Origin of the sequence: Miltoncostaea oceani, from assembly GCF_018141545.1 — a bacterium.
In the GTDB taxonomy this organism is placed as follows: domain Bacteria; phylum Actinomycetota; class Thermoleophilia; order Miltoncostaeales; family Miltoncostaeaceae; genus Miltoncostaea; species Miltoncostaea oceani.
The window spans coordinates 2,372,856-2,391,344 of the sequence record NZ_CP064356.1 but is presented as its reverse complement, the minus strand read 5'-3'; the positions used below and the strand labels follow the sequence as shown (position 1 = coordinate 2,391,344).

18 protein-coding genes, 1 tRNA gene and 1 pseudogene are annotated in these 18,489 nt (G+C 73.9%); 5 read left to right on the top strand and 15 right to left on the bottom strand.

Features of this window, described 5'->3' with window-relative positions:
* Positions 1–459 (top strand): nuclear transport factor 2 family protein, encoded by a 459-nt coding sequence (locus tag IU369_RS12285; RefSeq protein ID WP_217921271.1) that lies wholly within the window; start codon positions 1–3, stop codon positions 457–459.
* A 57-nt stretch (positions 460–516) separates the two neighbouring features.
* Here IU369_RS12285 and IU369_RS12280 read toward each other — a convergent pair whose 3' ends face one another.
* The 11 genes from IU369_RS12280 to IU369_RS12230 all read right to left on the bottom strand — a co-directional run bounded on the left by IU369_RS12280 (position 517) and on the right by IU369_RS12230 (position 10,072).
* Positions 517–1,452 (bottom strand): exopolyphosphatase, encoded by a 936-nt coding sequence (locus IU369_RS12280; RefSeq protein ID WP_217921270.1) that lies wholly within the window; start codon positions 1,450–1,452, stop codon positions 517–519.
* A gap of 97 nt (positions 1,453–1,549) precedes the next feature.
* Positions 1,550–1,858, bottom strand: a complete 309-nt coding sequence (locus IU369_RS12275) for a monovalent cation/H(+) antiporter subunit G (protein WP_217921269.1) — start codon at positions 1,856–1,858, stop codon at positions 1,550–1,552.
* Positions 1,858–2,124, bottom strand: a complete 267-nt coding sequence (locus IU369_RS12270; protein WP_217921268.1) for an MrpF/PhaF family protein — start codon at positions 2,122–2,124, stop codon at positions 1,858–1,860. Before IU369_RS12270 ends, IU369_RS12275 begins: the two co-directional genes overlap by 1 nt.
* Positions 2,124–2,603: a Na+/H+ antiporter subunit E gene (locus tag IU369_RS12265; protein ID WP_217921267.1), complete on the bottom strand. Its 480-nt coding sequence runs from the start codon at positions 2,601–2,603 to the stop codon at positions 2,124–2,126. The genes IU369_RS12270 and IU369_RS12265 overlap by 1 nt, the downstream gene beginning before the upstream one ends.
* Entirely contained in the window at positions 2,600–3,976 is a 1,377-nt protein-coding gene (locus IU369_RS12260) for a complex I subunit 5 family protein (protein ID WP_217921266.1), read from the bottom strand. Before IU369_RS12260 ends, IU369_RS12265 begins: the two co-directional genes overlap by 4 nt.
* Positions 3,973–4,371 (bottom strand): sodium:proton antiporter, encoded by a 399-nt coding sequence (locus IU369_RS12255; protein ID WP_217921265.1) that lies wholly within the window; start codon positions 4,369–4,371, stop codon positions 3,973–3,975. The genes IU369_RS12260 and IU369_RS12255 overlap by 4 nt, the downstream gene beginning before the upstream one ends.
* Complete coding sequence (locus IU369_RS12250) at positions 4,368–4,805, bottom strand: MnhB domain-containing protein (RefSeq protein ID WP_217921264.1); 438 nt, start codon at positions 4,803–4,805, stop codon at positions 4,368–4,370. Before IU369_RS12250 ends, IU369_RS12255 begins: the two co-directional genes overlap by 4 nt.
* Positions 4,802–7,009: a hydrogen gas-evolving membrane-bound hydrogenase subunit E gene (mbhE, locus tag IU369_RS12245; RefSeq protein ID WP_217921263.1), complete on the bottom strand. Its 2,208-nt coding sequence runs from the start codon at positions 7,007–7,009 to the stop codon at positions 4,802–4,804. Before mbhE ends, IU369_RS12250 begins: the two co-directional genes overlap by 4 nt.
* Before the next feature lie 144 nt (positions 7,010–7,153).
* On the bottom strand, positions 7,154–8,044 hold the full coding sequence (locus IU369_RS23610; protein WP_343233241.1) for an AbgT family transporter: 891 nt from the start codon (positions 8,042–8,044) through the stop codon (positions 7,154–7,156).
* 118 nt (positions 8,045–8,162) lie between these two features.
* Positions 8,163–8,756: an AbgT family transporter gene (locus IU369_RS23605; RefSeq protein WP_217921262.1), complete on the bottom strand. Its 594-nt coding sequence runs from the start codon at positions 8,754–8,756 to the stop codon at positions 8,163–8,165.
* Positions 8,753–10,072: a M20/M25/M40 family metallo-hydrolase gene (locus IU369_RS12230; RefSeq protein ID WP_425516823.1), complete on the bottom strand. Its 1,320-nt coding sequence runs from the start codon at positions 10,070–10,072 to the stop codon at positions 8,753–8,755. The genes IU369_RS23605 and IU369_RS12230 overlap by 4 nt, the downstream gene beginning before the upstream one ends.
* A gap of 207 nt (positions 10,073–10,279) precedes the next feature.
* Between IU369_RS12230 and IU369_RS12225 the strand changes: the two genes are divergently transcribed.
* Together IU369_RS12225 and IU369_RS12220 are read left to right on the top strand one after the other, a co-directional pair.
* Positions 10,280–10,921: a class I SAM-dependent methyltransferase gene (locus tag IU369_RS12225; RefSeq protein ID WP_217921260.1), complete on the top strand. Its 642-nt coding sequence runs from the start codon at positions 10,280–10,282 to the stop codon at positions 10,919–10,921.
* 35 nt (positions 10,922–10,956) lie between these two features.
* Positions 10,957–11,029, top strand: a tRNA-Thr gene (locus IU369_RS12220).
* An 82-nt stretch (positions 11,030–11,111) separates the two neighbouring features.
* Here IU369_RS12220 and IU369_RS23850 read toward each other — a convergent pair.
* Both IU369_RS23850 and IU369_RS12210 read right to left on the bottom strand, forming a co-directional pair.
* Positions 11,112–11,372, bottom strand: a pseudogene (locus IU369_RS23850) (TerB N-terminal domain-containing protein); the annotation flags it as partial.
* A 555-nt stretch (positions 11,373–11,927) separates the two neighbouring features.
* Complete coding sequence (locus tag IU369_RS12210) at positions 11,928–12,788, bottom strand: outer membrane protein assembly factor BamB family protein (protein ID WP_217921259.1); 861 nt, start codon at positions 12,786–12,788, stop codon at positions 11,928–11,930.
* A gap of 1,337 nt (positions 12,789–14,125) precedes the next feature.
* Between IU369_RS12210 and IU369_RS12205 the strand changes: the two genes are divergently transcribed.
* Together IU369_RS12205 and IU369_RS12200 are read left to right on the top strand one after the other, a co-directional pair.
* A complete protein-coding gene (locus IU369_RS12205) occupies positions 14,126–14,482 on the top strand; it encodes a hypothetical protein (RefSeq protein ID WP_217921258.1) in 357 nt (118 codons plus the stop codon).
* 114 nt (positions 14,483–14,596) lie between these two features.
* A complete protein-coding gene (locus IU369_RS12200; RefSeq protein WP_217921257.1) occupies positions 14,597–15,262 on the top strand; it encodes a class I SAM-dependent methyltransferase in 666 nt (221 codons plus the stop codon).
* A 26-nt stretch (positions 15,263–15,288) separates the two neighbouring features.
* Here the strand turns inward: IU369_RS12200 and IU369_RS12195 are convergent, their stop codons facing one another.
* Complete coding sequence (locus tag IU369_RS12195; RefSeq protein WP_217921256.1) at positions 15,289–16,815, bottom strand: Ppx/GppA phosphatase family protein; 1,527 nt, start codon at positions 16,813–16,815, stop codon at positions 15,289–15,291.
* Positions 16,812–18,488 carry a SulP family inorganic anion transporter gene (locus IU369_RS12190; protein WP_217921255.1) on the bottom strand — a complete coding sequence of 559 codons (1,677 nt, stop codon included), beginning with the start codon at positions 18,486–18,488 and terminating at the stop codon, positions 16,812–16,814. Before IU369_RS12190 ends, IU369_RS12195 begins: the two co-directional genes overlap by 4 nt.
* Position 18,489: the final 1 nt, after the last annotated feature.

Here is an 18,489-nt window from a genome sequence, read left to right as displayed (position 1 = left end):
ATGGATCCCCGCCCGCCCGTCCCGCCGTTCACCCGCGAGACCGCCGCGGCCAAGGTGCAGGCCGCCGAGGACGGATGGAACACCCGCGACCCCGCCCGGGTCGCCCTCGCTTACAGCGAGGACTCGGTGTGGCGCAACCGCGAGTCGTTCGTGACCGGTCGCGAGGAGATCGCCCGGCTGCTCACCGAGAAGTGGGAGCGCGAGATCGACTACGCCCTGCGCAAGTCGCTGTGGGCGTTCGAGGGGAACCGCATCGCGGTGCGCTACCAGTACGAGTCGCGTGACGCGTCCGGCACGTGGTGGCGCAGCTACGGCAACGAGCTGTGGGAGTTCGACGACCTCGGCTACATGACGCGGCGGGAGGCCAGCATCAACGACGTCGAGATCGCGGAGTCGGAGCGGCGCATCCTCGGGCCGCGTCCCGAGTCGGAGCGCGGCGTGGACATCCCGCTGCGCTGACGCCGCCGGGGGACGGGCGCGGGGCCCGGGCGGACACGCCGCCCGGGCCCCGGTGCGTCACCCCACCGCGACGGGGGTGCCGAGCGCCGCGATGACGTCCGCGAGGACCTCGTCGGTGCGCTCGTGGGGGACCTGGCAGGTCCCCGCGGCGGCGTGCCCGCCGCCGCCGTGGCCCAGCATCACCGCGCCGATGTCGGCGGTCGAGGAGCGGTCGATGATCGACCGGCCAGCCGCGAGGACGGTGTTGCGCCTCTCGCGGCCCCAGATCACGTGCACCGACACCCGGGCCTCGGGGAAGAGGGCGTAGACCATGAAGCGGTTGCCGGCGTGGATGACCTCCTCGTCGCGCAGGTCGACCACCACGACGTCGCCCTCGAGGCGGCTCGTGCGCCGCAGCTGGGCGACGAACAGGTCGGTCTGCTCGGTGTAGAGGCGCACCCGCTCCTGCACGTCCGGCAGGGCGAGGATCTCGTCGACCGTGTCGTGCCGGATGCACGCGTCGATGAGGTCCATCATCAGGTCGTAGTTCGAGATCCGGAAGTCCCGGAACCGGCCGAGGCCGGTGCGGCTGTCCATCAGGAAGTTGAGGAGCGTCCAGCCGGACGGCGCGAGGATGTCGTCGCGGTCGTAGGCGGCGGAGTCGGCCTGGTCGACGGCCTCCATCAGCTCCGCCGAGACCTGCGGGAAGCGCTCCGCGCCGCCGAAGTGCTCGTAGACGACGCGCGCCGCGGAGGGGGCGTCGGTGACGATGCGGTGGTTCTCGGCGTCGCCGCCGGTGCGCGTCGCCTCGGAGGCGTGGTGGTCGAAGACCATGAACGCCTGCGGCGCGTACGGGAGGTTGGTGAGGATGTCCCGCCCGGTGATCTCGACGACGCCGTCCTGGACGTCCTTCGGGTGGACGAAGGCGATGTCGTCGATCAGGTCGAGATGGCGCAGCAGGACGGCGCAGACGAGGCCGTCGAAGTCGCTGCGGGTCACCAGACGGTGCTTCACGGGGTTCCTCCTGGGGCTCACACGCCGGCGTGTCCGGCGTCCACGTCCCATCGGCCGCCCGGGGGGCCGTCCTGAATCGCCGGACCGGTCCCCCCGGTCAGGCCTCCTCGTCCTGCTCCCGCCGCTCCCGGCGCCGCCGCGCGGCCTGGGCGATGGCGTGACCCGCGAGGGGGGAGGTGATCAGCAGGAACACGATCACGAGGATGGCGCTCGTGACGATCTCGGCGCTCCGCGTCGCGGGGGAGGCGAGCAGCACCAGGACCACGGCGGGGCCCGTGACGAGGCCCGCCGGGTGCACCTGGTGGAACACGTCGGGCATGCGGAGCATCCCGTAGAGGCCGATCGTGGCGAGCAGCAGGCCGAGCATCATCAGGCCGATGCCGAGCACGTCGAGGACCGCGCCCATCAGAACGGCCGCCCTCGGGTGACGTAGCGCGCGACGACGAGCGTCGCCGTGAACGACAGCAGCGCGAGCGCGAGCGCCGCGTCGATGTAGTACGAGACGTCCCGCGAGTACGACAGGATCGTCAGCTGGGCGACGACGATCGAGACGAGGACGTCGAGCGCGAGGATCCGGTGCATCGCGTCGCGGGCGCGCAGCAGCAGCAGCCCACCGCCGAAGAGCAGTAGGGTCGCCCACGCGAACGCGATGTCGAGCGCGAGGTCCGGCATCAGCGCACCACCCGGTGCCGCCACCGCTCCTGGCCGAGGCGGTGGCGCTCCCGCACGTGCTCCGCGTCGTCGGCGTCGACCATGTGCACGAGCATCACCCCGCGGGCGGGGTCCACGTCGACGACGACCTCGTCGGGGGCCGCGCCGGTGAGGAGCCCCCAGAAGGCCAGCTCGTGGCGGTTGCGGTCCTCCCGCTGCACCTCCACGAAGCCGGGCGAGCTGCGCGCGCCGAGGCAGAAGCGCACCACCCGCCAGCTCCCGATGACGGTCTCGACAGCGGTCCGTGCCAGGGCCTCGGCGATCGCGAGCGTCAACGCGAGGGAGTCGCGGAGCCCGCGGGAGGGGCGGCGCGGCCGCAGGGCGAGGGCGAGGCCCAGCCCGATCACCGCGCCGACCAGCACGTCGCCCCACGCGACGCTCGTCAGCACCAGGAGGTAGATGGAGGTCAGCGCGGCGCCGCGCACGACGACGCCGATCACGGTTGCGGTCCCGCGAGGGTCGCCGCGGCGTCGTGGCTGAGCGACAGGAGGGGCTCGGGCCACAGGCCGCCGGCGAGGATGACGAGGGCGAGGGCCACCACGACCGCCTTCTGGCCGCGGGAGGCGTCCGGCCCGGGGCCGCGTCCCGGCGTGCGCCAGAAGTCGTACTGGTAGACCTGCAGAGCGTAGACGAACGAGAGGGCGCCGCCGACGAACACGAGGGCGATCAGCGCCGGCTCGTCGGCGACGGCCCGGAACAGCTCGAGCTTGCCGACGAAGCCCGCGGCGGGGGGGATGCCGATGACGCTCATCGCCCCGAGCACGAAGACGGCGCTGACGATGGCGCCCCGCATGCGGGCGGTGAGGAACAGGAGCGTCTTGTTAAGGGCGTTCACGACGGTGTAGAGGATGGCGGCGCCGAAGCCGATCGGCCCGCCGACCCCGATCGCCATCAGCACGTAGCCCACCTGGCCGATCGCCGAGTAGGCGAGCATCTCCCCCGAGGTCCGGCGGGAGACGGCGAGGAGGCCGCCGTAGAGGATCGAGGCGGAGCCGAGGACGATCAGGCCGACGGAGGCGAACTCCAGCTCGCGGGGGAACAGCTCGCCCCCGAACCGCAGCAGGCCGTAGGCGCCGATGTTCGCGAGGCCGCCGCTCAGGATCGCCGCCACCGCCGGCCGGGAGGCGGTGTAGACGGTCGGCAGCCAGAAGTGGAAGGGGAAGAGCCCGAGCTTGACGCTGAACGCGGCGAAGAAGCCGATCGCGATCATCACGGCCGCGGCGGGCTCGACGTCCTGCATGCGCTCCGCGATGGTCGCCATGTCGAGCGACCCGGTGACGTGGTAGACGCCGGCGACGGAGAGCAGGAACACGAAGGTGCCGAGCAGGTTCACGCTCGTGAACACCAGCGCGGCGCTCAGCTCGCGGCGGCCGCCGCCGTACGTGGCGAGGACGTACGCCGCCGTCATCGCGAGCTCGAAGAAGACGTAGAAGTTGAAGAGGTCGCCGGTGAGGAAGACCCCGGTGAGGCCCGTCGCGAGCAGCAGCACCACGCCCGGGAACACGCGCTCGCGGACGCCGTCGAGCACCTCGTGGACCATCGCGGCGAGCACCGCGACGGCCGAGAGGCACGCGAAGATCGCCCCGAGGGCGTCGGTCCGCAGGGTGATGCCGACCCCCGTCGGCCACCCGCCCGTGACCTCCGAGACGGTCCCGTCGCGGAGCACCGTCGTGGCGAGCACGGCGAGGGCGACGACGTTGACGGCGAGGGCGCCGACGGCGATCCACCCGACGGCGGGTCGCCGCCCGTCGAGCAGCACGAGGACGGCGCCGGTCGCCCAGGGGACGAGGAGCGCGATGACGAGGGCGTTCACCGGGCCGCCGCCTCCTCGTCCTCGTGCGCCCGGGCGTCGCGCCGCTCGAGGCGCTCGGCGTGGGCGGCCTCCTCCTGGGCGACGTCGTCGAGGGCGTTCGACCGGTACGCGCGCACGACGCGCAGCACCAGGGCGAGCAGGAGGGCGGTGACGGCGAGGCCGATGACGAGGGCGGTCAGCGCCATCGCCTGGCTGAGCGGGTCGCTCACCGACGACCCGACGAGCGGGTAGATCGGGGCGGCGCCCCGCGTCAGCCCGGACGCGATCAGGGTGAGGGTCGCGGCCTGGGAGACGAGGACGATGCCGAGCACGACGCGCAGCAGGTCGCGGTTGAGCACGAGGTAGGCGCCGATCCCGAACAGCGTGGACGCGGCGAGCGCGAAGACGAGGGTCATCCGGGGGTCGCCTGCACGAGTCGGGCCAGGTGGTGGACGAGGGTGACGAGGGCGCCTGTGACGAGCATGAACAGGCCGATGTCGAAGGCGACGGCGGTGATGATCTCGAGGGTCCCGATCGTGACGACGTCCTGGCCGGGGCCCGGGTAGTGGGTGAACGGCGCGTCGCCCATCGCGATCCCCGCGAAGCCGACCGCGAGGGCGATGAGCAGGCCCACCGCCGCCACGACCGGCGCGTGCCGCAGCACGGGGAGGCTGCGCTCGGTGAGCTCGCCGCCGAGGGTGATGTAGCGGAGGGCGATCGCGAGGGTCACGACGACGCCGGCGCTGAAGCCGTCGCCGACGTCGGTGTAGCCCTTCACGATGATCGCGGCGGCGAACATCAGGGCCGGGCCGAGGAGCCGCGGCGCGATGACCTCGAGGATCGGGTTCACCATGTCCTCCCGCCGCGGCGCAGCAGGCTCGCGACGCCGACGACGGCGACCGCGAGGACGGTGATCTCCACCATGGTGTCGAGGCCGCGGAAGTCGGCGAGGGTCACCGTCACGACGTCGCCCCCGTGCGCGGACGGGGTGGCGGCGATCTGCTTGGCGGCGTCGCCGTCGGCGACGCTGGTGCGCGACAGGGCCGCCCAGATCGCGGCGAACGCCGCGAGCCCGGCGAGGACACCGGCGATGACGTTGCGGGACGGCATCGACCGCCGCCGCGGGCGGGGCGCCTCGTCGGGCTCGGTGGAGGGCAGCCGGGAGAAGACCCCGATGAACGCGAGGGTCACGACCGACTCGACCACGAGGGCGACGAGCGCGACGTCGGGCGCGCCGACGATGGCGTAGACGCCGGCGAGGGCGAAGCCGAGGACGGAGAGCGCGAGGACCGGCCGGACGCGTCCGTCGTCGCGGGCGACGGTGACGGCCGCCGCGATCGCGAGGACGAGCAGCACGATCATCGGCAGGTCGCCGGGGTCGACGTCGCCGATGCGGTAGACGTCCTCGGTGGGGGTGATCGCGAAGGCGATGGCGATGAGGACGCCGGTCGGCAGCAGGACGGCGGCGATGCTGTTGCGGAGGTCGCGGACCTCCGCGCCGTGCAGCCCGTCGGACCAGCGGTTGACGGCGCTCAGCGCCGACCCGTAGAGGCGCCGGGGGCCGGCGACGTCGCCGGCGCGGCCGACCGCGGCGACGACGGCGTGGCGGGCGCCGGACGCGAGCAGCACCAGCGCGCCGAGGGCATAGGCCGCGAGGGCCATCAGGTTCTCGGCCCGGGTGTCGAGGTGGTAGGCGGGGTCGACGGGGACGGGGCCGCCGTGGGTGACGGCCGCGGCCCCCTCGGCCAGGAGCGCGAACGGCTCGACGACGACCCCCCCGGCGACGGCGACGGCGGCGAGCAGGACGACGGGGCCGACGAGGAGGGGCGACACCCGGTGCGGCTCCGCCCCCGCCGCACCGGTGAAGATGCCGAGCCAGAAGCGCCCGATGTACGCGAACGTGAGGGCCGCCGCGACGACGGACATCGCGGCGACGACGGGTCCCGCCTCGACGGCGGCGGCGAAGAACAGCTCGTCCTTGAAGAACCCGAGGGTCAGCGGCAGCGCCGCGAGCGTGGCGGCGGCGAGGCCGCTGGCGACGGCGAGCACCGGCATCCGCCGGCCGAGCCCCCCGAGCCGGGAGAGCCGCGACTCGCCCGTCGCCTCGGTCACCGTCCCCGCCGTCATGAACAGCGCGCTCTTGGCGACGGCGTGCGCGACGACGTAGAGGGCGGCCCCGGCCGCCCCGGCCTCGCCGCCGATGCCGTACATCGCCACCACGTAGCCGTACTGGGAGATCGTGGAGTGGGCGAGGATCTGCTTCAGCTCGTCCTGGGCGAGGGCCAGCAGGCCACCCACCACCACCGACGCGAGGCCGATGACGAGGAGCCCGTCGAGGACGCGGTCGTCGAGCGCGAGGAGCGGGTGGACCCGGCCGAGCACGAGGACCCCGGCGGCGACCATCGCGGCGGAGTGCAGGTAGGCGGAGACGGGGGTCGGGGCCGCCATCGCGCGCGGCAGCCAGAAGTGCAGCGGCACCTGGGCGCTCTTCGCGAGCGCCGCGACGGCGATCAGCGCGGCGGCGGCGGTGGTGGTGCCGGTCGGCTCGGCCCGTTCGATCAGCTCCGGCAGCGAGAACGTCCCGTACTCGCCGTACAGCAGCACCGCCCCGATCAGCAGGGCGACGGCGCTGATGCCGGTGACCAGCATCGCCATGAGGGCGGCGCCGCGCGCCTCGCGGCGTTCGCGGTCGAACCCGATGAGGAAGTACGAGGCGACCGCCGTCAGGTCGAACAGGACGAACAGCAGCACGAGGTCCCGCGCGCACGCCAGGCCGACCATCGCGGCCATGAACAGGACCATCCACGGCCAGAACCGCCAGGCCTCGCGGGCGGGGCGGCCCTCGTGCCGCAGGTGGAGCGGCAGGTACCCGGCGCCGTAGACGAAGACCGCGGCGCCGATGCCGGTGGCGAGCAGCGCGTAGAGGGCGCCGAGGCCGTCGAAGGCGAGGTCGAGGCGCAGGCCGAGCGTCGGCGCCCAGGCGACGTCGATCCCGCCCCCGCCGGCGATCCGACCGGCGAGGCATGCGACGAACCCCGCGACGGCGCTCGCCACCGCGGTCCACGCCAGCGCCCCGCCGGGCGCGCGCCTCAGCGCCGCGCGGATGTCCGCCCGTCTCCCTCTCTGGGTCCCGGGAGGATGGTGGGCGGGGCGTGCATCACCACAAATCTAGCGTGCCCGGGCGGGGTGGACCTTCCGTCAGACGGGCGCGCCCGGTCCGAGGGGGATCCCCGCGACGTACCAGAGCAGGAAGAACAGGGTCCAGACCACCGCGAGCGCGACGAAGTACGGGAGCATCAGGGCGATGACGGTGCCGATGCCGGACGACCGGACGTACCGGGCGGCGAACACGACGATCAGGGGGAAGTAGGCCATGATCGGCGTCACGATGTTCATCGGGGAGTCCGCCACCCGGTAGGCGGCGAGCACCGTCTGGGGCTCCACCCCGATCCGCAGGAACAGCGGGATGAAGATCGGGGCGAGCAGCGCCCACTTCGCGATCGCCTGGGGGATGATGATCCCGACGGCGAGGGTGATGAGGATCGCCCCGAGCAGCAGCCACACCGAGCCGACGTCGGCCGACTCGATGAGGTCTCCGAGCTGGACGGCGGCGACCTGCGCCATGTTCGAGTAGTTGAAGTACGCGATGAACTGCGCGATCAGCAGGAACAGGAGCAGCAGCGTCGCGAGGCTCGCCCACGACCTCGTGATCGCGTCGATGGCCTCGCCGCTCGTGCGGAGCGTGCCGGCGCCCCGCCCGTAGCCGAGCCCCGCCGCGAAGAACATCAGCGTGATGATCACGATGAGGCTGTCCATGAACGGCGAGGTGCCGATGACCGCGCCGGTGTCGGCGTCGGGGAGGGGCGCGCCGGGGGGCGCGGTGAGGGCGCCGATGACGACGATCACGCCGAGCACCGCGAGCCCGGCGTACCGCAGGCCGCGCGCCTCCGCCTCGGGCGACACGGCGGCCGCGTCGTCGTCGTCGACCTCGGCGCTCGCCTCGCTCGTGTCGTAGGCGCCGAGGCGCGGCTCGACGAGGCGCGTGGTGACGACGGCGCAGAGCACCGTGATGAGGATCGTGGAAACGATGCCGAACCACAGGTTCGCCGTGAGGTCGATGGTGCGCCCCGGCTCGACGAGTGCGATCGACTCGTTGGGGGGCCTGACGTCTTCCGGCCGATGCGCGACGTCATGCGGGTCGCGCCCGTTACGCCACCGCCCCGAGGGGGATGAGGACGAGGTATCCGGCGTCGGAGGCGATGCTCGACACCACCCCGAGGCCGGCGATGATGTACGTGAGGGCGCCGACGGACGAGATCGCGACGAGCTTGCGGATGAGCGCGGCGATCAGCCCGGACGCCTCCGCCAGGCCGACGCCGATCATCACGATGAGGATGATCCCCATCGCGGTGAAGCCCATGAAGTTGCCGACGAACGACGTGAACAGGAAGCGCACGCCGTCGACGGTGAGGAGCCCCTCGACCTCGGCGGTTTCCTGGACGATCTCGTAGTCCTCGACGTCGGCGGGCTCCGCGGGGAACACCTCGATCGGCGCGACGGACCCGCCGACGTACTGCTCCTCCAGGGCGACGGGCGGCGGCTTCGCGAGCTCGTAGGTGGCGCTGACGCCGGCCCACGCGAGGACCTGGGAGAGGACGATCACGATCGCGCAGAGCGCGAGGAACATGATCGCGGGGTGGGGGACCTTGTTGCCGACGCGCTCGACGACGTCGAGGACCTTCTGCATCGCCCCCGGTGAGGCCCCGTCGCCGGTGGGCGGCGCGGCCGTGGCCGCGCTCACGCGGCCCCACCGGCGGCGTGGACCGCCGCGAGCCGGCCGAGGAAGTCGGCCTCGGCGATCGTCGCCTTCTCGAGCTCGTCGAGGAGGACGCGTTCGTCGGGTCCGTGGATGTTGGCGTAGCCGTCGGTGGTGCCGACGAGCAGGACCTCGGCGTCGGGGACGGCCTGGCTGAGGGAGCTGACGAGCGGGATCGAGCCGCCGCTGCCGACGGTGACGGTCTCGGCCCCCCAGGCCGCGGTCCAGGCGGCGCGGGCGGCCTCGTAGGCGGGGCTGGACGTGCGCGCCGCGAAGCCCTGGCCGGTCTCGGCGGCGTGGACGTCGAGCCGGACGCCGAACGGCGTGAGCGCCGCGAGGTGGGCGACGACCGCGGCCTGGGCCTCGCGGGCGTCCTGCCGGGGGTGGACGCGGACGTTGAGCCGGGCGCGGGCGTACGGCGAGACGGCGTTGACGGCCCCGTCGACGCTGGGGGCGTCGATGCCGATGACGGTGATCGCGGGGCCCGACCAGATCCGGGATCCCAGTCCGCCGGTCCCGATGAGCGGCTGGCCGTCGGCGATCTCGGCGAGCGCCCGGAACTCCTCCTCGGACTCGCCGCCGCCGGTCCACTCCTCGCGCAGCAGGCCGGGCACGGCGACGTCGCCGTTCTCGTCGTGGAGCGTCGCGAGCGCCTGGACGAGGGCGAGGAGGGCGTCGGGCGCGGCGCCGCCGTACTGGCCGCTGTGCTTCGCGGAGGCGAGGGTGCGGGCCTCGACCGTGACGTTCGCCATGCCGCGGAGGGCGACGGTGAGGGTGGGCGTGCCGGGCCGGACGCTGCCCATGTCGCCGATGATCATGACGTCGGCGGCGAAGAGCTCGGGGTGCTGCGGCGGGTAGGGCGTGAGCGCCCCGCCGCCGATCTCCTCCGCCCCCTCGATGATGATCTTGACGCCGACGGGCGGGCGGCCGTCCCACGCGAGGAGGGCGCCGACGTGGGCGATGATGTTCGACTTGGTGTCGGCGGCGCCGCGTCCGTAGACGGCGCCGTCGCGTTCGGTCGGCTCGAACGGCGGGGAGGTCCACAGCGATTCGTCGCCGGGGGGGACGACGTCGTAGTGGCTGTAGAGGAGGACGGTCGGGGCGCCGGGTGGGGCGGGGATCCCCCCCATGACGATGGGCGCCGTGTCCGGCAGCTCGAGGGTCGTGACATCGACGCCCGCGTCGCGGAAGAGGCGGGCGACGAGGTCGTGCGCCTCGAGCAGCGGGGCCTCGGGTCGTCCGGCGCCCGAGACGGACGGTATGCGCACCAGGGCGTCGAGGTCCGCGCGCAGGCGCGGCATGAGGCGCCGGACCCTCTCCCGGATGGACTCCGGGTCCGACGGCGTTGCGTCAGCCACCTTCCACCCCTTCTCGTCGGCAGCCGCGCGATCCTCACGAAGCGGGGTGTCCGGCGTCAACCCCATCCACATCACGGATCCGGGGCGATCGTGCCGCCGTCGGGCCCGCCGGGGTGACGGGCCGCCGTCCCGCGGCTACCCTCGGCCGGGATGCCCGACCGCCACGACGAGCCCGCGGCCCGTCGCGCGCCCCCCGACTGGGACGCGCGCTTCGCGGGGGACGGCTACCTGTTCGGCACGGCGCCGAACGAGTTCCTGGTGCGGTGCCGTGACGTGATCCCGGAGGACGCCCGCGTGTTGTGCGTCGCCGACGGGGAGGGCCGCAACGGGGTGTGGCTCGCGGAGCAGGGCTTCGCGGTGGATGCGTTCGACCGCTCGCCGGTGGGGGTGGCGAAGGCCCGTCGCCTCGCGGCGGAGCGGGGTGTCGCCGTCCACTACGACGTCGCCGGGGTGGAGGAGTGGCGGTGGCCGGCGGACGTGTACGACGTCGTCGCGGCGATCTTCGTCCAGTTCGCGGAGCCGGACGTGCGGCGCCGCCTCTTCGCGGACATCCTCCGTGCCCTCCGGCCCGGGGGCGTCCTGCTCCTGGAGGGCTACTCCCTCGGCCAGCTCGCCCACGGCACCGGCGGCCCCCGGATCCCCGACCAGCTCTACACCGAGGACCAGCTCCGCGAGGAGCTCGCCGCCTTCGACGTCGAGATGCTCCTCGCGTACGAGGCCGAGGTGGACGAGGGCCCCGCTCACTCGGGGCTCTCCGCCCTCATCGACGTCATCGCCCGCCGCCCGGGCTGAGCGGCCGCGGCAGGGCCTGGGATGATGGGACCCGTGCCGGAGTAGCTCAGCTGGTAGAGCAGCCGCCTTGTAAGCGGCAGGTCAGGGGTTCGAGTCCCCTCTCCGGCTTCATGCTACCGACACGATTTGCAGGTCATATCTGTTGTGCCACCCACGCCCCGGCCACAAAGCCTTGGGCGTTGAGTGACGATTACGCACGCGCCGACGCGCTCGGCGCAGTGGAGGAAGCAGTGGAGGGATTCGCACCTCCGCGGGCTATCGTCCGTCGGTGAGCGTCCTGTCTTTCCCATCTCCTTGCCTGGCCTGCGTGGATGGCGCGCAGGCGACGGACCTCACGCGCCACCTCTTCGACGTCAGGTCCTGCCGCAGCCAGGCCGAGATCGACGAGGACCCGCCGCTCCGACCCGTAGAAGAAGAGAAAGACGAACCCGATCGGGGCGACAGGATCGGAGCGCCCCCTCGATGAGCCACGTCAGGTACGCCGCTCTCGTCTCAGGTGGGACCGCCTCGTAGCGCGGCCACTAGTCGAGGCCCCGCCCGGCGCGGCCGACGTTGCGTCAGTTGATCTTCAGGGACGAATCGATCAGGGCGGGCTCCACCCCGAGGCCGCTGGCGGCGGCAAGACGGCGGCCGACGTAGATCATCCCGCCCGGGATGGCTCTCCCGCCGACCTCGACCGTCGTCCCCGCAGGGTGGCGGCGACCCGGTGAGTGTCCGCGGCGCGCCCCGCGATGCCTCGGGCGAGAGTCCCGTCTCAACGTAGGCGCTACCCCGCTGTGAGGTGGTGCGGGGGGTTCGGGGAGGCGCCTCTGGTTCACACGGCCCAATCGAAACGGGACGGGCCAGCGATATTCTGCCTCCAAGCCATCCGAGGCCCCCCGTCTGTCGCCGGCGGCGAGGGCCCCCGGTCGGTCGCTGAACGACGCGAGGCGAGCGAAGGCAGAGGTTCACCCCTCAGGACAGCGGGGGGAACCTGGTCCGTCTCGAGTGTCCGGGAGATCGCCGGTCACGGGCCGTGGCGGGGATCGAGGAGCAGCAGGCGGCTTCGGGGGTCTCCTGCGCGGTCGCGGGCGATCGAGACCGCGATCGCCCCGTCGGGGAGCTCCGTCGCGCTGCGGACCTCCCCCCGCACCCGGCGCTCCCATGCGGTCGTGCCGTCGCGCCAGCGCACGGCGCGGATGGAGCGGCGGAGGGCCGGCGCGTCGATTGCGAGGTAGACGCGTCCACCGCGACCGACCGCCAGGACGCGCGCCTGTTCGGTTGGCCGGGTCCTCCAGACCTGGCGACCGGTGGACGCCGTCAGCGCGGTGACCCCCTCCGCAGCGTCGCGGCGAGAGCGGCCGAGGTAGACCTGCCCCCGGGCATCGTCGGCCATGGCGGTGAGGACGGTCTGGGGTCGGACCACCGGGCGTGTCCATCGTGTGCTGCCGTCGGGTGACACCGCCGCGACTCCTTCCCCCTCGACGATGAGGACGCCGGCCGCGAGGGCCGTCAGGACCCGCACCGGCCCGGGCGTCGCCCACACGATGATCCGTGCCTCGGGGTCGAACGCCGCGAGGACACCCGGCAGCATCACGCCGCTCGCCCGGTCGACGGGCCCGCGGAACGCCGCGTAGGCCAGTCCCCCCGCGTCCTGCACGATGAGGGGGTTGTCGTCGCCCCCGTCCGACCACTCATAGCCCGGGAGGACCGCGCTCCCCGAGGCCGGAGGCACGCCCGGCAGATCCCCGGGCGGGCCGATCGTGAACGCCGGGTAGGTGAGGAGCGGGAGCCGTGGATCGTCCGCGGCCGTCGTCGCCGCGAGGCAGGTCCCGTCGGCACGGAGGATCCCGTTGCACCCGGGGATGCGGCGTCCGCGCCGGTCCACCGCCCAGTACCCGGCGGTAAGCCCGATCGGCCCGGTCGAGCCATCGGCCTGGATAGACGGTGGCCGTGAGAGGGGGCCGCAGTTCCCGCAGACGGTCCGCGTCCGGTCGACCCAGGCGAGGGAGCCGTCGCGCCGGAAGGACCGCGTGCCGGCGCCGACGAGGACGACACCGTCAGCGGGACCTGGCAGGACGACGCCGGGCGCCGCCGCCCGCGGCCACCCGGCGATGACGGAGGGCGAAGGAGGCGCGCCCTTCCCGACCGCGGGCAGTGCGCCGACCAACACGGCCACGAGGCATGCACAGGCGACAGTCACTCCACAAACGACGGATCCCGCGGCGGATCGCCAACCGGTCGACCATCGCGTGAAGAGGCCACCCCGCCGCCCCGCGAGATGCGGCGCTGACCCCTTCGCGCCCATGTCCTTCACTCTCCTCACCCCCAGTACTGGAACGCCCTCAGGGTATGCCCGTGGGCGGACACGGGCGACGTCTGGCCCACCCCTTGCGTCGCTCGGGTCGCCCAATGTGCCGAGAGCGCGGCCGCGCTCTTCGGCGCGCTGCGTGGCGCACACGCGGTCAGCTCCTACAGCTGGGGGAGCGTCAGTCGGCCGGTCAATGCCTCGACCCGCACGGCATCCGCACCGATGACTGCAGTCTGGGCTGCCAACCCAGAAGCGGAGCGCCAGCCCCCGACTTCACAGACCACCATCCGCCGATCGCGAATGGCTTGCGGGCGCCGCGCGGGTGATCTCAGTTCCCGGGCCCGAGTCCCGACTACGGGACCCGGAGTGGCGTGCTCTCGAGGCCCGGCATGAGCAGGCGACGGCGGTGACGCCCACCCGACGCCAATCTGTATCGCCCCCGACCCGCCTCGGACACGCTCGCTCTTGATCAGCTGCAAGGGGACAGTTCGCAGCCGCCCCTTAGACTGCGTCACATGGGAGGCCGGGGGAGGTCGATCACCGCCATCGCGGTACTGCTCTTGGTGGTCCTAGTGGCGGTGGCGTGGCTAACGGGAGCCAACTGCCAGGGCTGCCGGTAACGCCCATGGGGCGCCGCCCCTGCCCCGATGCAGCGGAGGACGCAGTGGAGTGCACCGGGCGTCTCGGCGGATCCCGCTCCCCTCAAAGGATCCGGGCTGCGTCGCGCCTCGCCTTGTAAGCGGCAGGTCAGGGGTTCGAGTCCCCTCTCCGGCTTGGCCGTCGACGCGCGTGGTCGCCGCGTCCCCGGTCGTTCGCCCGACGGATCCACGATCGCCCGCGCGGACGACGACAGGGGCCACAGCCGTGACTACCGTGTGCAGCGGAATCACAGCGTGGGAGAGGAGAGGGGACCGATGGCGAGGATCGATGTCACGGACGAGGCGGTGGTCATCCACCTGTCGGCCTTCGAGAAGGTGGCCGGCCTGCTCGGCGACCAGGAGATCCCCCTCGCGGCCGTGACGGACGTCGAGGTGGTGTCCGACCCGCTCACCGCCACGCGGGGCCTGCGGGCACCGGGCCTCGCCGTGCCCGGCCGGACCAGGATCGGGACGTGGCGCGGCGGCGGCCGGCGCCAGATGGTGCGGGTGCGCGCCGGCCGGCAGGCGGTGCGGATCCGCGCCGACGGCCAGCGCTTCGACAGCTACCTCGTCGACGCCGACGACCCGGCGGCGGTCGCCGACGCCATCCGGGCCGCGGCCGGAGGTGCCTGACGGGGCACGTCGACCGCGTTCACGACGCCCCGGGGTCCGAATGGGTTCGATGTCGAGACAGGCGATCGGCGGGCCGGTGGCCGGAGTGATCCGGGCGGAGGTCGCCCCGAGGTCATGACCGGCGCGCGGAACGCCACATCGACCGGGGCGGACCGGGGGAGGGGACACCCGATCTTCGCCGCGCTCTACGACCGCAGCCTCGCGTCGGCCGAGCGCGGGTGGCTCGGCGATCAGCGGCGGGCACTGCTCGGCGCCGCCGAGGGGGTGGTGCTCGAGATCGGGGCGGGCACCGGCGCCAACCTGCCGCACATGCCCGCCACCGCGACATCCATCGTCCTCAGCGAGCCCGACCCCGCGATGCGCCGCCGGCTCGTCGCCCGCGTGGAACGGTCGGGTCGCGCCGGCGTCCTGGTCGACCCGTCTCCCGCCGAGCGCCTCGACATGCCCGACGGGAGCGTCGACACGGTCATCACGACGCTCGCCCTCTGCTCGGTCGCCGACCCCGCCCGGGCGCTCGCCGAGGCCCGCCGCGTCCTGCGACCCGGTGGGCGCCTGCTGTTCCTCGAGCACGTGCGCGGCGCCGGTCGGCGGGCGCGGTGGCAGGACCGGATCACGCCGGTGTGGCGCCGTGCCGCCGCCGGCTGCCACCTCGACCGCGACACCGTCGCGGCGATCCGCGACGCCGGCTTCGTGGTCGAGTCGGTCCGGATCACCGACGACGGGCCCGGCCTGCGGGTCGCGAAGCCCTACGCGGTGGGCAGCGCGGTCACGCCCGCCTGAGCACGGGCCCCAGCGGAGCCGGTGGCTCAGGGGGTCGCGCCCCATCCCCGGTCCGCCCCGAGCCGTTCGTACAGCAGCGCGTGCCGGAGGCCGCGGTCGGTGACCGTGACCGACTCCGCGTCGAGCGCGTCGAGGATGGCGCGGACGATGACCGCCCCCGCCAGGATCACCTCGGCGCGGCCCTTCTGGAGGCCCGGGATGCCGCTGCGCTCCTCCGCCGTCATCGACCGGTAGAGCGCGATCTGGCGGTCGATCTCCGGGCGGTCGAGGACGGTGCCCTCGACGACGGAGGGGTCGTACTCGGTCAACCCGTGCCGCACGGCGGCGAGGTTCGTGAACGCGCCGCCCATCCCGACCAGCGCGTCCGGCCGGGGCAGGCCGGCGACGCGGCCGAGCTCCGCCGCCGCCTCGGCGGACGCCGCGGCGAGCGCGTCCGGGGAGACGGGGCCGCCGAGACCGTGGCGCTCCGTGAGGCGCACCGCCCCCAGGTCGATGCTGAACCGATCCCGGATCCGCTCACCCTCGCCGACGGTGAACTGGGAGCTGCCCCCGCCCGTCTCGACGACCACCACGGAGCCGCTCCGGGGTCCGGCGGCCGACATCGCCGCGAGGTACCCGAGGCGGCTCTCCTCGTCGCCGGAGATGACCTCGACCTCCACGCCACAGCGGTCCCGCACCGCCGCCACGAACACGTCGCGGTCGCTCGCCATGCGCAGCCCGGCGGTGCCCACCGCGACGATCGCGGGGGCGCCCGCCCGGCGCGCCTGCCGCGCCAGGTCGCAGACCGCGTCGACCGTCCGGGCCACCGCCTCCGAGGTGAGCGCGCCCGACGCCTGCAGCCCCTCGCCGAGCCGCGTGACGACCGCCCGGTCGGCGAGGGTCCGCCGTTCGTCCCCCCGGCGCTCGCCGACGTGCAGCTTCACCGAGTTCGTCCCCACGTCGATCACCGCGCCGCGGGACCCCGCCAGGCCGGCGACCGCCGCGAGCGCCCGCGGGTAGCTCGTGTTGAGCCCGGGGTCGAGGCCCAGCTCGTCGAGGGCGGCCATCACCCGGGCGGGGTCCTCCGACTCGACCGCGACCGTCACCAACGCCGACCCGCCGACGGTCACCTCCGTCACCTCGGCGGCGCAGCCCGCGATCGCGTACCGCGTGCGGCGCTTGTGCACCGCGACCGCCCGGACCAGCTCGCCGTCCACCGTGCGCGCGATGAGCTCGTCGATGCGGAACGCGTCGCGGTCCAGGGGAGGGGCCGCGACGCCGAGGGCGTCCAGGACCACGAGCAGGTCGGCCGCGCCGACCGGGGACGGCGACTTCAGGATCGGCCGCCAGCGCTGGAGCCCGCGGTCGTCGACCTCCTCCAGGCGCTTCACGTCCAGCAGCCCGTCGCGCACCTTCACCGCGTTCTCGCCGTCCCGCGACACGAAGTAGGACTCGGCGCTCTCGTGCACGCCCTGCGGCGGGGTGGCCCGCAGCCGCGCGACCGCGTCGTCGGACGCGCCGAAGCCCCGCCACTCCCAGCGGGGGACGATCCCGGTCGTGACGGACGTCGTCATGTGCCCTCCCGGCGGTGGCCGTTCGCGCGGTACGCGCCGACGGCCTCGTGGATGGTGGCGTGGACGTGGTCCGCCCCGATGCGCGCGATCAGCCCGTCGACCTCGAGCACCCGCAGCACCCGGGGCCTCGCCTTCGCGAGGCGCAGCTCGACGCCGTCCGCCGCGGTCGCGGCGTGCACCTCGCCGAGCGCGGAGGCGCCCTGGGAGTCGATGAAGCCGACGCCCTCCAGGTCGAGGACCAGCCCACGCAGGTCCCCGTCGCCGGCGACGGCGCGCACGCGGTCCTCCAGGGCGTCCGAGGTGGCGAAGAACAGCCCGCCGTCGACCCGCAGCACCGCCACGCCGTCCGGGGCCGCCGCGTCGCCGGGGCGCTCGTCGAGCTCGCGGAAGACGCCGGTCGCGGGGTCCTCGCCGAGCAACGGCATCGGCGGGCGCGTCGCGACGTGGACGAGCCACCCCAGCGACAGCACCACACCGACCAGCACGCCGGCGAGCACGCCGACCGAGAGGACGCCGACGAACGCCGCCACCGCGACCCAGAAGTCGAACCGGGTGACGCGGTGGAGCCGGCGCATCTCGGTGACGTCGATCATCCCGAACACGACGGCGTCGATGATGATCGCGCCGAGCACCGCCGTCGGGAGGTCCGAGAACAGGGGCGCCAGCACCACGAGCGTCGCGAGCACGAGACCCCCCGTGACGAGCGAGGCGACCGGGGTGCGGGCCCCCGACGACTCGTTCAGGGAGCTGGCGGAGAGGCTCGTCGAGACCGGCATCCCCTGGAGGAGCCCCGCACCGGCGTTCGCCATCCCCTGGGCCACGGACTCCTGGTTCACGTCGATGCGGTAGCGGTGCCGCGCCGCGAAGGCGCGTGCGTCCCCCGCGGTCTGGGAGAAGCCGATGAGCAGCAGGGCACCCGAGGCGGCGACCACGACCGCGAGGTTGTCGGCGACGAGGCCGAGGTCGGGGACCTCCGGCGCCGGCAGGCCGCGGGGCACCTCACCCACGAGCGCCACCCCCCGCCCCGACAGGTCGAGGGCGGCCGATGCGGCCAGCCCGCCGACGAGCAGCACCAGCGCCCCCGGCACCGCGGGCGCCAGGAAGCGGACGGCGAGGATCGCGCCGAGCGCGCCGGCGCCGACGACGAGGGTCGCCCCGTGGACGTCGCCGAGCCCGCGCACCCACGACCCCAGCTCGCGCCACGCGTTGTCGCCGTCCGCCGAGGTCCCCGTCAGCTTCGGCAGCTCGCCGATGACCACGTCGACCGCCGCGCCCGCGAGGAACCCGACCACCACCGCCTTCGAGAGGAACTGGGCGATCCAGCCCATGCGGAGCGCCGCGAGGAGCAGGAACAGCAGCCCCGACAGCAGCGCGATCGCCGCGACCAGCTGCGCCGCGTCCTCGCCCCCGACGCCGGTCACGATGACCGCCCCGCCGGCGACCGCCGCCAGCGACGAGCTCGGACCCGTCGAGATCTGGCGCGACGTGCAGAAGACGGCGTAGATCAACGCCCCGGCCGCCGCGGCGTACAGCCCGTTCTGCAGGGGGATCCCCGCGATCCCCGCGTAGCCGAGGTTCTTCGGCACGATCAGGGCCGTGACGGCGATCCCCGCCACGACGTCCCCCCGGAGCCAGCGGCGCTCGTACCGGGGCAGCCAGCCGACGATCGGCACG

Coding starts and splice junctions, on each gene's coding strand:
- IU369_RS12285 (WP_217921271.1), top strand. CDS start 1: ATGGATCCCCGCCCGCCCGTCCCGCCGTTCACCCGCGAGACCGCCGCG.
- IU369_RS12275 (WP_217921269.1), bottom strand. CDS start 1,858: ATGGGCGCGGTCCTCGACGTGCTCGGCATCGGCCTGATGATGCTCGGC.
- IU369_RS12270 (WP_217921268.1), bottom strand. CDS start 2,124: ATGCCGGACCTCGCGCTCGACATCGCGTTCGCGTGGGCGACCCTACTG.
- IU369_RS12255 (WP_217921265.1), bottom strand. CDS start 4,371: ATGACCCTCGTCTTCGCGCTCGCCGCGTCCACGCTGTTCGGGATCGGC.
- IU369_RS12230 (WP_425516823.1), bottom strand. CDS start 10,072: ATGCCGCGCCTGCGCGCGGACCTCGACGCCCTGGTGCGCATACCGTCC.
- IU369_RS12225 (WP_217921260.1), top strand. CDS start 10,280: ATGCCCGACCGCCACGACGAGCCCGCGGCCCGTCGCGCGCCCCCCGAC.
- IU369_RS12205 (WP_217921258.1), top strand. CDS start 14,126: ATGGCGAGGATCGATGTCACGGACGAGGCGGTGGTCATCCACCTGTCG.
- IU369_RS12200 (WP_217921257.1), top strand. CDS start 14,597: ATGACCGGCGCGCGGAACGCCACATCGACCGGGGCGGACCGGGGGAGG.
- IU369_RS12195 (WP_217921256.1), bottom strand. CDS start 16,815: ATGACGACGTCCGTCACGACCGGGATCGTCCCCCGCTGGGAGTGGCGG.